The sequence below is a fragment of the Streptosporangium sp. NPDC000509 genome (genome assembly GCF_042898365.1).
Lineage (GTDB): Bacteria > Actinomycetota > Actinomycetes > Streptosporangiales > Streptosporangiaceae > Streptosporangium.
The window spans coordinates 138,322-151,072 of sequence record NZ_JBIAYX010000015.1 but is presented as its reverse complement, the minus strand read 5'-3'; the positions used below and the strand labels follow the sequence as shown (position 1 = coordinate 151,072).

Below are 12,751 nucleotides of genomic sequence, written 5' to 3'. Positions count from 1 at the left end.
CTCACGGGAGACAGGACGGCGGCGAGGAGCGCGGGCGGAGGCGAACGGCTCGGCGGGGCTCGGGGAGAGGACGGCGGTCGAAGGCGGACGGTTCAGCAGGTCTCCGGACGGGGCCGGGCGGTCTCGAAGCGGAAACCGACCCGGCCCAGGTGCTTTTCGAGCAGGCGCTTCATCGTCCCGTCCTCGTACATCGACGCGATCACTTCGTTGATCTTCCGGCAGGCCACCGGGTCTCCGCGTCTGAGCGCGACGCCGTACCTCTCCGAGGTGAGCCTGATCCCGGCGATCTCGACCTTGACGTCGCGCAGGCGGGCACCGAAGCCGGCGATCAGCAGGTCGTCCCCGACCATGGCGTCGGCGCGGCCGTCGGCCACCTGGGACGCGCACTGCGCGGGGTCCTCCGCCCGTACCGCGACGAAGTCGACGCCCCTGTCGCGGATCATCGTGCCCGTGGTCTGGCCAGGTGACAGGCAGATCCTCCTGCCGCGCAGGTCCTTGAGACCGTCGATCCTCGCGCCGGTACGCACCAGCGCGTCGCGGTGGGCGAGGTAGTACGGGCCCGCGAAGGCGACGCGGCGGCGATCGGCGTTGTCGATCGAGAAGTTGGCGATCACGAGATCGGCCCTGCCCTTCTCCACCGCCTCCTCACGACCGTCGTACCCCACCACCGACACGAACCTGAGCCCGTCGTCGGGCACCTTCAGCTCTTTCGCGATGTGGGCGGCCACGTCGGCCTCGAATCCCCGGGGCGGCCTGCCCAGCGAGATGCCCGGCAGGCCCTCCCTGAACCCCACGCGGAGCCTGCCGGTCTCCCTGATCCGGTCGAGCAGGGGCGAGCCGGTGGAGACCCGCGGGGTCGCCGTCGCAGGGCCGGCCGCCGGTGGGCGGGAGGGTTCGGCCTGGCCGGGCGGCGTGCTCCCGAACGGGAGGCCCAGCAGGGCACCTGCCACGCCGAGGACGGCGACCCCGACGGCGATCGCGCCGAGGACCGCCGGGCGGCGCCGCGTGGGCGCGGCGGGCTCTTCGGGCCGGGTCAGGTCCCCGGTGGCGGCCTGCGCGCCCTCGGCCAGCTCCTCCTCCGAGGCCTCCGAGGTCTCCGCCTCGTCCACCGGGTGGCCGAGCAGGCGCTTCAGCAGCACGTCCGAGGTGGGCCTGAGCCGCTGATCCTTGTTCAGGCAGGCCGCGACGACGTCGCGCAGCCCGTCGGGCAGGCCGTTCAGGTCGGCCTCGTGGTTGATCACCCGGTTGAGCGTCGCCACGATCGTGTCGCTCCCGAAGGGAGCCTTCCCGGTGGCGGTGAAGACGATGGTCGAGCCCCAGGCGAACACGTCGGCGGGAAAACCCACCCGCTCACCGGCGATCTGCTCGGGGGCCATGTAGGCGGGGGTGCCGACCGCGCGGGTGGTGATCGTCCCGCTCTCATCGATGATCTTCGCGATGCCGAAGTCGACGACCCTGGGGCCGTCGGTGGCGAGCATGACGTTGTCGGGCTTGAAGTCGCGGTGGGCGATGCCCGCGTGGTGGATCGCGGTCAGCGCGGTGGCGGTGCCGATCGCGAGGCGTTCGAGAGCCTCCCCGGTCAGCGGTCCCTCGCGTTCGACCACCTGGCGCAGCGAGGGCCCCTCGATCAGCTCGCTCGCGATGTAGGGCGTCTCACCGTCGAGGTCGGCGGCGAGCACCCGGGCGGTGCAGAAGGCGGCCACCCGGCCGGCCGCCGCCAGCTCTCGGGCGAAACGGGAGCGCGCGTGGGCCTCCTCGGTGAAGCGCACGTGCAACAGCTTGACGGCCACCCGCTCACCGTCCTCGGACTCGCCGAGATAGACGACCCCCTGCCCGCCCTCCCCCAGCCTGCCCTTGAGCTCGTACCTGCCCAGTCGCGGCGGATCCCCCGGCCGCAACGGTCTGATCTCCGGCACCGCGCACCCCTCGTCCACCGCGCTTTGCCAGAACATTACACACCTGGACGGGCGATGATCGGCTGTCTCGTCAGGGCCGGTGCGGCTCACCTCGCCCCCGCGCGGAGGTCGGCGATTCCCCCGAAAGAACCAGAGATCGGTTGAACAGACAAAAGCGCATCGATACCCTGTGGCGACGCATCTCATTGGAGCTCGATGGCCGCACGACCACAACACCCACGGGCCACACCGCCAGGTCCCCATGGCAAGACGCCTTCCAAGCCCTCGGGCTTCAAGGCCTCCAGAGCGATCGCCATCACCGGAATCGGTGTCGTCTCGATGCTCCTCGTCTCCTCCTGCTCCACGTCGGACTACGAGGAGGTGGGCGCCGAGTGCGTCGACCTCAACAACCGCCAGCCGGACGGCAGCTACGCGATCGTGGACGAGGACCTCTGCGACGACGACAGGCGCTACCACGGATCGCGGGGCGCCTACGGCTGGTACTACGGAGGCGTCAGGTCCGGCTCCCACATCCGGCAGGGCACCACCGTGCGTCCCTCGGACGTCCAGATCACCAGCCGCAAGGGCACGGTGATCCAGCGGGGTGGTTTCGGCGGCCGAAGCGGATCGGGTGGCGGGAGCTGATCCGGCGCCGATGAGCAAGCCGACGAACCACAGGTGAGCGACAGGTGAGCAGGAGATGAGACGCGAGACCTCCCTCCCTCGCGACGACTGGGAGAGCGTCATCGAGGGCCATGGCCTGGCCTACCACCGCTCGGCCCATCCCGAGGGCCTTGACCGTCCGTACTGGGACGAGACCGTCCAGTACGTCTTCTCCATGGATGAGGTCCTCGACCTGGAGAACCAGGTCGAGGAACTGCACCGGATGTGCCTGAACGCCGTGGAGCACGTCATCGCCAAGGGCCGCTACGCCGAGTTCGCGATCCCACCGTGGGTGGCCCCCGAGATCGCCGCCTCCTGGGAGCGTAACGACCCGCACCTGTTCGGCCGCTTCGACCTGCGCTACGACGGGACCGGCCCCGCCAAGCTGCTGGAGTACAACGCCGACACCCCCACCAGCCTCCTGGAGAGTTCGGTGGTGCAGTGGTTCTGGCTGCGCGACCGCTACCCGGACGACGACCAGTGGAACTCCATCCACGAGCGGCTGATCGCCAGGTGGCAGCAGATCTCGACCGGCCTGCCCACCGGGCCCACGCACTTCGCCTGGACCAACATGGACACCTCGGGCGAGGAGGTGATGACCCTCGCCTATCTGCAGGAGACCGCCGACCAGGCCGGGCTCAAGACCGTCGCGGTCGCGATGGAGGACATCGGCTGGGACGACCTCAACCTCCGCTTCGTCGACATGGAGCGCAGGGTGATCCGCTCGCTCTGCAAGCTGTACCCGTGGGAGTGGGCGGTCGCCGACCCGTTCGGGACGCGGGCGGTGCGCCAGCAGGTCTCGACGACCTGGATCGAACCGCTGTGGAAGATGCTGCTGTCCAACAAGGCGCTGCTCGCGGTGCTCTGGGAGCTGTACCCGGGACACCCGAACCTGCTGCCCGCCTACCTCGACGGCCCCCGCGACATGTCCTCCTACATCGTCAAGCCGCTGCTCGGCCGCGAGGGCGCCAACATGCGGATCGTCACCCCCGGCGAGCACGTCGAGACCCTCGGCGGCTACGGCGCCGAGGGCTACGTCTACCAGGAGTTCCAGGCGCTGCCCGTCTTCGAGGGCTGGCGTCCCGTCCTCGGCGCCTGGGTCGTCCACGACGAGGCGGCGGGTGCCGGCATCCGCGAGACCTCGGGGTTCATCACCGACGACACGTCGTCATTCGTCCCGCACCGCATCGAACTCTGAGTCCCGGAAAGAGAAACCACACATGAGTCCCACCCCCGTGCCAATCGCCCCCGTCGTGCCCGGTGCCGAGGCGCTCTCGCTCGCCGAGGTCCTCGGGCGCGGCGCGCTCGCGATCGTCTCGTACGCCGCGCTCGGCGTGATCCTGCTCATCGTCGGTTTCTACGTGATCGACATGGTCACCCCCGGCAGGCTCGGCAAGCTCATCAAGGAGGGGCGCAACCCCAACGCCACCCTGCTCACCGGCTCGGGGCTGGCGGCCGTCGGGCTGATCGTGGCGGCCTCCATCTGGTCCTCGGGCGGCGCCCTGCAGGAGGGCCTGCTCGCGACGCTGGTCTTCGGCCTGGTCGGCATCGCCGTACAGACCGTGGCGATGCTCGCGTTCGACAAGGTGGCGGGCATCTCGGTGCGCGAGCTGGTCACCGAGCCGGAGCTTCAGCCGGGCGCCCGGCTGCTCGCGGTCACCCACCTCGCCATCGGCCTGATCACCGCCGTCGCGGTCGTCTGAGCCCTCGTCCGACCCGCCCCACCCTCCGTACGTTCACATCCCGGTGGGCGTACGGGACACGGGCGCGCGGAACGGGAGACGATGACGACGCCCGGCTCCGAGAGGGTGACCACGGGCGCGCGGAACGGGATCGTGGCGTACGCTCGCGCCCTGGTCGTGCGGGACGTACAAGATCGGCGAGCGTACGCTGTCCGGAGCCGCGGCTGGCGCATCTCCCGCGACCTGGCACTCTTAGTGGCGTGAGGGAGCGGAACGAGCGAACGTTCAGGCACAGCGACGTCGTGACCGGGGAGGACGGGAGGGATCCCGACTCCGACCGGATCCGGGAGGACACCACGCGCCGGCTGGAGCGGGCCATGGGCACACTGGGCACGGCCGCCATGTCCCGCATGGACGACCGGCTGATGTGGTTTCGCGCCCTGTCGGCGGAGGACAGGTCCTGGGTCGGGCTGGTCGCCCAGGCCGGGATCGCCGCGTTCGTGGAGTGGTTCCAGCACGCCGGTGAGGGCCGCCCGACGCCCAGCATCGAGTTCTTCGGCACCGCGCCCAGGGAGCTGAAGCGGTCCATCTCGCTGCAGCAGACCGTCGACATCGTGCGGGTCGTGGTCGAGGTGGTCGAGGCGCAGACCGGGGAGCTGGCGGCGCCCGGCGGGGAGCACCAGCTCCAGCAGGCGATGCTCCGCTACACCCGCGACGTCGCCTTCGCCGCCGCGCAGGTGTACGCGCGCGAGGCCGAGGCCCGGGGTGCCTGGGACGCACGGCTGGAGGCGCTGATCGTGGACGCCCTGGTCAGGGGCGAGGTCGACGACGGCCTGCACTCGTGGGCCGCCGCGCTCGGCTGGACCTCCGCCCCCGTCGTGGTGCTGGCCGGGCAGACCCCCGACGACGACCCGCAGGCGGTCATCGACGCGCTGCGCGACAGGGGCCGCAGGTCGGGCCTGGACATGCTGGCCGGGGTGCAGGGCGACCGGTTGATCGTGATCGTGGGCGGGGCGGACAGCGTCGCCGCGGCGGCCAGGCACGTGGTGCCGCGTTTCGGCGCCGGTCCGATCGTGATCGGGCCCGAGGTCGCCGACCTGCACTCGGCCGCGAGTTCGGCGCGGGCAGCGATGGCCGGGCTGCGAGCCGCCGCGGGATGGCCGGACGCGCCCAGGCCGGTTCACGCCGAGGACCTGCTGGCCGAACGGGCCATCGACGGCGACGGCGACGCCAGGGCACAGCTGATCGAGAACGTCTATCTGCCGTTGATCGGCACACCGCTCCTCGACACCCTCGCGACCTACCTGGAACAGGGCACATCCCTGGAAGCGACGGCCCGCCTGCTTTTCGTCCATCCGAACACGGTGCGCTACCGTCTGCGTAAGATCACGGAACTGACCGGCTATCAGCCGACCGAGGGCCGATCCGCCTTCACCCTCCAGGTGGGACTGATTCTCGGGCGCCTGTCGGAAACGCCGGTAACCTAGAATCCTTTACTTAATCTCCGCGAAACTCCCGCTGTAGGTTCCCTACAAAGAAGTGGGGACAAAGTTCGTCTGGATCTCCATCCATGTATTGAACTTCTACAGGGCAGGCTGGATTTTGTGCTCGTCATCGTCGCTCCGGGCCAGGGTGCCCAGACTCCAGGCTTTCTCGGTCCATGGCTCGAACTACCGGGCGTGGCCGATCGGCTGACCGCTTGGTCGGAGCTGGCCGGCCTCGATTTGATCGCCTACGGGACCACCGCGGACGCGGACGAGATCCGTGACACGGCCGTCGCGCAACCACTCCTCGTAGCCGCCGGGCTCGCCGTCGCCGAGGTGCTGGGGGCCTCCCCCGACATCGTCGCCGGGCACAGCGTGGGCGAGTTCACCGCCGCCGCGCTGGCCGGGGTGATCACCCCCGAGCAGGCCGTCGGCCTCGTCCGCGAGCGCGGCCAGGCCATGGCGAAGGCCGCGACGATCACCGAGACCGGCATGTCCGCCGTCCTCGGCGGCGTCGAGGAGGAGGTCCTCGCCGCCATCGCCGACAAGGGACTCACCCCCGCCAACATCAACGGCGCCGGGCAGATCGTGGTCGGCGGCACGCTGGAGCAGCTGGCGGCCTTCAAGGCCGAGCCGCCCGCGCGGGCGAGGGTGAGGGAGCTCTCGGTCGCCGGCGCGTTCCACACCGTCCACATGGCCTCCGCGGTCGGCCGTCTGCGCGAAGCCGCCGCGGACGTCACACCGGCCGATCCCGCCGTCACGCTGCTGTCCAACAGCGACGGGTCGGCGGTCACGAGCGGCGCCGAGTTCATGGAGCGCCTGGTCACCCAGGTCGCCAACCCGGTGCGCTGGGACGCCTGCATGGCCACGATGACAGAGCTCGGCGTCACCACGATGATCGAGCTCGTCCCCGGCGGCACGCTCACCGGCCTGGCCAAGCGTGCTCTGCACGGGGTGACGACCGTCGCCCTGAAGACCCCCGACGACCTGGAGGCCGCGCGAGCCGCCCTTGAGTCGAACAAGGAGCGGTGACCGAGGAATGAAGACCTCACAGGGCGCGCCCGGCGCGAAGATCCTCGCCTTCGGCCACTACCAGCCTTCCAACGTGGTGACCAACGACGACCTGTCGGCGACCATGGAGACCAACGACGCCTGGATCCAGAGCCGCGTCGGCATCAAGGAGCGCCGGATCGCCCCGGACAACGAGTCCGAGATCGACCTGGCCGTGCAGGCGGGCGGCAAGGCCCTCGCCGCGAGCGGCCTGGCGGCCTCCGACATCGACCTGGTGATCGTCGCCACCTGCACGCTGGAGACGCAGATCCCCAACGCCGCAGGCCGGGTGGCCACCCGGCTGGGCATCGACGCCCCCGGCGCCTTTGACGTCAACACCGCCTGCTCGGGCTTCTGTTACGCGCTCGCGGTCGCCAACGACGCGATCCGCGCGGGATCGGCGACCCACGTGCTCGTCGTCGGCACCGAGAAGCTCTCCCAGTGGATCGACTGGACCGACCGGGCCACCGCGGTGATCTTCGCCGACGGCGCGGGCGCCGCGGTCGTCGGCCCCTCCGACACCCCGGGCATCGGCCCCGTGGTGTGGGGCAGCGCCGGCGACAAGTTCGACGCGATCATCATCAAGGACCGCGACTCCTTCCTGCACCAGGAGGGCCAGACGGTGTTCCGCTGGGCGACCACCGCGCTTCACCCCGTCGCCAAGGAGATCTGCGAGCGTTCCGGGGTGGATCCGGCCGACCTCGCGGCCTTCGTACCCCATCAGGCCAACCTCCGCATCATCGAGGCGATCGCCCGCAAGCTCGGCGCGGACAACGCCGTCATCGCCAAGGACATCGTCCTGGCAGGCAACACCTCCGCCGCCTCGATCCCGCTCGCCCTGTCCCGGATGATCGAGCGCGGCGAGGTCCAGGCGGGCGGGCTCGCCCTGCTGCTCGGCTTCGGCGCGGGCCTGACCTACGCGGGCCAGATCATCGAGATCCCCTAGCTTCCGCGCGGCCCCGCCGCACGGGAAACCAGAAGAACCACGATTCCAAGGAGAACACGCGACATGGCTGTGAGCGAGCAGGAGATCCTCGCCGGCATCGGCAAGATCATCAACGAGATCACCGGGATCCCGGCCACCGAGGTCACCCCGGAGAAGAGCTTCGTCGACGACCTCGACATCGACTCGCTGTCCATGGTCGAGATCGCCGTCGCCGCTCAGGACGAGTTCGGCGTCGAGATCCCGGACGACCAGCTCAAGCACCTCAAGACCGTCAAGGACGTCATCAACTTCATCCAGAACTGAGACGTTCCCGCTTATCCCCAGCCCAGATTGACCAGCGATTCACAAGGAGCGCAGCAGTGAGTACAGACCAGGTACGTGTCGTCGTCACCGGGCTCGGCGCGACCACGCCCCTCGGTGGAGACGTCGCCTCGACCTGGTCGGCGCTCCTCGCCGGTCAGTCGGGCGTGAGCGGTATCACCGCCGACTGGGTGGACTCCGTCCCGGTGAAGTTCGCCGCCTTCTCCGCCGTCGACCCGACCGAGGTTCTGCCCCGGCCGGAGTCGAGGCGGCTGGACCGTGCCGAGCAGTTCGCACTCGTCGCGGCCCGCGAGGCGTGGGCGCACGCCGCGATCGACAAGGTCGACCCCGAGCGGCTCGGCGTCGTCGTGGGCAGCGGCATCGGGGGCATCACCACGATCCTCGCCGCCTACGACACCTTCAAGGAGAGGGGCTGGACGCGGCTCTCGCCGTTCACCGTTCCCATGCTGATGCCGAACGGCTCGGCGGGCTGGATCGGCATCGAGGTCGGCGCGCGCGCCGGCGTCCACGCCACGGTGAGCGCCTGCGCCACCGGCGCCGAGTCGATCGGGTACGCCATCGAGATGATCCGCTCCGGCCGGGCCGACGTGGTCGTGGCCGGCGGCACCGAGGCGGCCATCCACCCGCTGAACATCGGGTCCTTCGCGGCCATGCGCGCCATGTCCACCCGCAACGACGAGCCGCAGCGCGCCTCCAGGCCGTGGGACAAGGGCCGTGACGGCTTCGTCCTCGGCGAGGGCGCCGGCATCCTCGTCCTGGAGTCCGAGGAGCACGCCCTCGCCCGCGGCGCCACGATCTACGCCGTGGCCGCCGGGGTCGGCTACTCGGCCGACGCCCACCACATCGCGCAGCCGGAGCCGACCGGCGCCGGGGTCATGCTGGCCATGCGCCGCGTCCTGGAGGACGCCGGTCTCACCGGCGCCGACATCAAGCACGTGAACGCGCACGCCACCTCCACCCCCGCGGGTGACGTGGTGGAGACGATGGCCATCAAGGAGGTCATCGGCGGTCACCCGCTGGTCAGCGGCACCAAGTCGATGACCGGTCACCTGCTCGGCGGCGCCGGCGGTATCGAGTCCGTTTTCACCGTCCTCGCGCTGCACGAGCGGCGCGCGCCCGGAACCATCAACGTGGACGACCTCGACGACGGCATCGAGGTCGACATCGTGCGCGGAGAGCCGCGCGCCCTGCCGGACGGTCAGATCGCCGCGATCAACAACTCCTTCGGGTTCGGCGGGCACGACGTCGCCGTGGCCTTCACCAGCGTCTGACAGGGGCTCGTGATGACTGTGCTCGACAAAGGGCTGGTGAGCGAGGACAGCAAGGACGGCGGGAGCAGCGAGGACACGACACTGGAGCCTCTCGATCCCCGTGACCCTCAGGTGCGTCTCTCCGCTCTGCTCGACGAGGGCTCGATCCGGCTGATCTCACCGGTCGACCGCAGCGGCGTGCTCGCCGCGACGGGCCGCGTGGAGGGTGTGCCGGTCGTCGTGTTCGTCAGTGACGCCCGCGTCCAGGGCGGCGCGATGGGCAGCGAGGGGTGCGAGCACATCGTGCACGCCTACGACGTCGCGGTCCGCGAGCGGGTTCCCGTCATCGGCGTCTGGCATTCCGGCGGCGCCCGCCTCGCCGAGGGCGTGGAGTCGCTGCACGCGGTCGGCCGCGTCTTCGCCGCGATGACCCGCGCCTCCGGCGTGGTCCCGCAGCTGTCCGTGGTCGTCGGTCCCGCGGCGGGCGGCGCCGCGTACGGCCCGGCTCTGACCGACATCGTGATCCTGGCCGACGAGGGCCGCATCTTCGTCACCGGTCCCGACGTGGTCCGCAGCGTCACCGGCGAGCAGATCGACATGGCCGCCCTGGGCGGCCCCGAGCCGCACAGCAAGCGCAGCGGTGTCGTCCACGTGGTCACCAAGACCGAGACCGACGCCTACCTGCGAGCCCGCCGCCTGGCGGTGCTGCTCGGCCACCAGGGCCGGGTGCGCACCGGGATCGAGGAGATCGACTTCTCCGGCCTGCTGCCCGACAACGTGCGCCGCGCCTACGACGTGAAGCCGCTCGTCACGGGCCTGCTGGATGAGCCCGGCGTGGAGCTGCACGCCAAGTGGGCACCCAACATCGTCACCACCCTGGGCCGCCTCGGGGGCCGGACCGTGGGCGTGGTGGCCAACAACCCGATGCGCCTGGGCGGCTGCCTCGACTCCGCCTCCGCGGAGAAGGCGGCCCGGTTCGTCCGGATGTGTGATGCCTTCGGGGTGCCGCTGATCGTCCTGGTGGACGTTCCGGGCTATCTGCCCGGCGTCGGGCAGGAGCACGACGGCGTGGTCCGCCGTGGCGCCAAGCTCCTGCACGCCTTCGCCGAGGCATCCGTGCCGCGGATCACCCTGGTGACCAGGAAGGCCTACGGCGGCGCCTACATCGCGATGAACTCCCGCTCGCTGGGCGCGACCAAGGTGTTCGGCTGGCCGACGACCCAGATCGCGGTCATGGGCGCGATCGCCGCGGTCCGCGTCCTCAAACGCCGCGAGCTCGCCGCCGCCCCCGAGGAGGAGCGCGCCGCCCTGGAGGCCAGGCTCGCCGAGGAGCACGAGATCCTCGCGGGCGGCCTGGACCGGGCCATCGAGCTCGGCGTGATCGACGAGGTGATCAAGCCCGAGGAGACCAGGGGCGCCATCGCCAGGGTCCTGGCCCAGGCGACCCCCGCCAGGGGCGCCCACGGCAACATCCCCCTCTGACGGTCGTTCGACGAGCCCCCGCCGGTCCCGCCGGTGGGGGCTCGCCCGTCTTCCCTGCGCCCTTCCCCGCGCAGGGAGGAGGCGCAGGGCACGTTCCAAACCCGTGTCCGGGACGGTCGTCCGCCGCGCGAGAGCGAACTGCCCCCGTGGGGGCGTGCCCGCTCAGACGGCGGCGTGCAGCCAGCGGACCGGAGCGCCCTCACCCGCGTAGCGGAACGACTCGAGCTCGGCGTCCCACTGCTTGCCCAGCAGGCGATCGAGCTCCTCCTCCAGCACCACGCGGCCCTGACGGGCCATCAGCATGGCGGAGCGCAGCCGGTCCTCCGGGATCAGGATGTCGCCGTTGGCCCCGACCACGGCCGTGAAGGCGCCGAGGGAGGGTGTGTAGGCGTGCCGGGTCCCGTCGGCACCCGGTGAGGCGTCCTCGGTGATCTCGAAGCGGATCCGCTGCCAGCCCATCAGCGACGAGGTGATGGCCGCCGCGGTACCGACACGGGCCTCCCACTCGGCCTGCGCGCGCACGTGACCGGGCGCGGCGGGCTGCGGAGTCCAGGTCAGGTCTACGGGCACGCCAAGGACACCTGCGACCGCCCATTCAATATGAGGGCACAGCGCAGGCTGAGCTGAGTGGACGTAAAGCACGCCACGAGCAGACACCGGACCTCCCGTTTCGTACGAGGTGCGCCTTCCCCAACGGCCTCATACCAGGATGATCACAAGTGACTGAAGGAGAGACTACCGTCGGTCGTGACGTCGCACCAGAGGGGGGTCATACCGAGATGTTGTGCCGTGGGCACTTGGCCAGGGCATCCTCGGGAATGAAGAAACCCCATCACCTGGTGATCGCCCCCCGGAGGACCAGATGAATACCGGCATAGAACGGGTCGAACCCATCCCCGGTTCGCCCGCCCTGATCAGAAAAGGTCAACTGCTGACCGACACCGCGGGCCTCGCGGCCACCGCCCGCTGGGCCGACGCCGTCACCGAGATCGGGGGAATCCACCGGGTGCGCCTGTCTCCGGGCGTGGACGTCTGCGACCTGGTGGCGTCGGTACGGGCGCGGGGCGTGCGCGCCTCTCCCAACCACATCCTGACGGGCCAGCCGCTCTACTTCGGGGGCCCCGCCTCCCGTCCCTTCCCCAGCGCCGCCCTCCCGGCGCCCGAACCCGCCCCTACCGGGCGCGCGGCGGGCGCCGTGACGGTGGTGCTCGCCGACACCGGCCTGGCCGAGCACCCGTGGTGGCAGGGGAGCCCGTGGTTCCTGGAGCGGGGCCGGGAGGCCGACGAGGTGCCCGACTCCGACGGCGACGGCGAACTGGACCTCCAGGCGGGGCACGGCACGTTCATCGCCGGGCTGATCCTGCGGTCGGCCCCGTCGGCGCGGCTGCGGCCGATCCGGGTGCTGGACGGCCACGGCGTCGGGGACGAGGCCGGGCTGCTGCACCTTCTGGAGCGGCTGCGGGCCGACCCGCCGCAGGTGCTCAACCTGTCCTTCGGCGGGCACACCTTCGACGACCGCCCCTCCCCGCTCGTGGAGGCCGCCCTGGAAGCACTCACCGGTACGGTCACGGTGGCCTGCGCGGGCAACACCGCCTCCGACCGCCCTTTCTGGCCCGCCGCGTCACCCGGGGTGATCGCCGTCGGGGCACTGGATCCGGACGGCGGGGCGAGGGCCCCGTTCTCGGCGTACGGAGCGTGGGTGGACGCGTGTGCCCGCGGTGAGTGGCTGTCCAGCACCTTCCTCGAACACGGGGCGTTCAACGGCTACGCGCGCTGGAGCGGGACCTCCTTCGCCACCGCCCTGGTGAGCGGGGCGATCGCCGCCGCGTGCGCGGACCGGTCCGCGCAGGAGGCCGTGAAGCACGTCCTCGACCCGGCGAAGACCAGGCGGATCCCCGATTTGGGAGTCGCGGTGCCCACGCCTGGCTAAAGTCTCACCCAGAGCATTCACTTGGACACGTAAAGTGTTCTCCGCGAT

Annotated in this window: 12 protein-coding genes; 10 read left to right on the top strand and 2 right to left on the bottom strand. The window is 70.8% G+C overall.

Annotation, left to right across the window (positions count from 1 at the left end; genetic code table 11):
- Positions 1–92: 92 nt before the first annotated feature.
- Positions 93–1,952, bottom strand: coding sequence for a serine/threonine-protein kinase (locus ACFY3D_RS26760; protein ID WP_389983921.1), 1,860 nt, complete (start codon positions 1,950–1,952; stop codon positions 93–95).
- 159 nt (positions 1,953–2,111) lie between these two features.
- On the opposite strand from ACFY3D_RS26760, the gene ACFY3D_RS26755 reads away from it, so the two are divergent.
- The 9 genes from ACFY3D_RS26755 to ACFY3D_RS26715 all read left to right on the top strand — a co-directional run bounded on the left by ACFY3D_RS26755 (position 2,112) and on the right by ACFY3D_RS26715 (position 10,773).
- Positions 2,112–2,540: a hypothetical protein gene (locus ACFY3D_RS26755; protein WP_350945983.1), complete on the top strand. Its 429-nt coding sequence runs from the start codon at positions 2,112–2,114 to the stop codon at positions 2,538–2,540.
- 55 nt (positions 2,541–2,595) lie between these two features.
- Positions 2,596–3,756, top strand: coding sequence for a glutathionylspermidine synthase family protein (locus tag ACFY3D_RS26750; protein WP_350945982.1), 1,161 nt, complete (start codon positions 2,596–2,598; stop codon positions 3,754–3,756).
- A gap of 37 nt (positions 3,757–3,793) precedes the next feature.
- A complete protein-coding gene (locus ACFY3D_RS26745) occupies positions 3,794–4,261 on the top strand; it encodes a DUF350 domain-containing protein (protein WP_389983917.1) in 468 nt (155 codons plus the stop codon).
- Positions 4,262–4,617: 356 nt separating this feature from the next.
- Positions 4,618–5,727 (top strand): helix-turn-helix domain-containing protein, encoded by a 1,110-nt coding sequence (locus ACFY3D_RS26740; RefSeq protein ID WP_350946112.1) that lies wholly within the window; start codon positions 4,618–4,620, stop codon positions 5,725–5,727.
- Positions 5,728–5,844: 117 nt separating this feature from the next.
- Positions 5,845–6,756 (top strand): ACP S-malonyltransferase, encoded by a 912-nt coding sequence (locus tag ACFY3D_RS26735; protein WP_362902330.1) that lies wholly within the window; start codon positions 5,845–5,847, stop codon positions 6,754–6,756.
- A 7-nt stretch (positions 6,757–6,763) separates the two neighbouring features.
- On the top strand, positions 6,764–7,720 hold the full coding sequence (locus ACFY3D_RS26730) for a beta-ketoacyl-ACP synthase III (protein ID WP_362516550.1): 957 nt from the start codon (positions 6,764–6,766) through the stop codon (positions 7,718–7,720).
- Positions 7,721–7,783: 63 nt separating this feature from the next.
- A complete protein-coding gene (locus ACFY3D_RS26725; RefSeq protein WP_389983914.1) occupies positions 7,784–8,023 on the top strand; it encodes an acyl carrier protein in 240 nt (79 codons plus the stop codon).
- A gap of 56 nt (positions 8,024–8,079) precedes the next feature.
- Positions 8,080–9,312, top strand: a complete 1,233-nt coding sequence (gene fabF, locus ACFY3D_RS26720; protein ID WP_362902334.1) for a beta-ketoacyl-ACP synthase II — start codon at positions 8,080–8,082, stop codon at positions 9,310–9,312.
- 12 nt (positions 9,313–9,324) lie between these two features.
- Positions 9,325–10,773 carry an acyl-CoA carboxylase subunit beta gene (locus ACFY3D_RS26715; protein ID WP_389983911.1) on the top strand — a complete coding sequence of 483 codons (1,449 nt, stop codon included), beginning with the start codon at positions 9,325–9,327 and terminating at the stop codon, positions 10,771–10,773.
- 162 nt (positions 10,774–10,935) lie between these two features.
- Here ACFY3D_RS26715 and ACFY3D_RS26710 read toward each other — a convergent pair whose 3' ends face one another.
- Complete coding sequence (locus tag ACFY3D_RS26710; RefSeq protein ID WP_344918407.1) at positions 10,936–11,430, bottom strand: DUF3145 domain-containing protein; 495 nt, start codon at positions 11,428–11,430, stop codon at positions 10,936–10,938.
- Positions 11,431–11,635: 205 nt separating this feature from the next.
- On the opposite strand from ACFY3D_RS26710, the gene ACFY3D_RS26705 reads away from it, so the two are divergent.
- Positions 11,636–12,703, top strand: coding sequence for a S8 family serine peptidase (locus tag ACFY3D_RS26705; RefSeq protein ID WP_389983908.1), 1,068 nt, complete (start codon positions 11,636–11,638; stop codon positions 12,701–12,703).
- The last annotated feature ends 48 nt before the right edge of the window (positions 12,704–12,751 follow it).

Excerpts from the sequence above, each read along its gene's own strand:
- ACFY3D_RS26740 (WP_350946112.1), top strand. The coding sequence starts at position 4,618 with ATGGGCACACTGGGCACGGCCGCCATGTCCCGCATGGACGACCGGCTG.
- ACFY3D_RS26725 (WP_389983914.1), top strand. The coding sequence starts at position 7,784 with ATGGCTGTGAGCGAGCAGGAGATCCTCGCCGGCATCGGCAAGATCATC.
- ACFY3D_RS26705 (WP_389983908.1), top strand. The coding sequence starts at position 11,636 with ATGAATACCGGCATAGAACGGGTCGAACCCATCCCCGGTTCGCCCGCC.
- ACFY3D_RS26750 (WP_350945982.1), top strand. The coding sequence starts at position 2,596 with ATGAGACGCGAGACCTCCCTCCCTCGCGACGACTGGGAGAGCGTCATC.
- ACFY3D_RS26715 (WP_389983911.1), top strand. The coding sequence starts at position 9,325 with ATGACTGTGCTCGACAAAGGGCTGGTGAGCGAGGACAGCAAGGACGGC.
- ACFY3D_RS26730 (WP_362516550.1), top strand. The coding sequence starts at position 6,764 with ATGAAGACCTCACAGGGCGCGCCCGGCGCGAAGATCCTCGCCTTCGGC.
- ACFY3D_RS26755 (WP_350945983.1), top strand. The coding sequence starts at position 2,112 with ATGGCCGCACGACCACAACACCCACGGGCCACACCGCCAGGTCCCCAT.
- ACFY3D_RS26760 (WP_389983921.1), bottom strand. The coding sequence starts at position 1,952 with ATGTTCTGGCAAAGCGCGGTGGACGAGGGGTGCGCGGTGCCGGAGATC.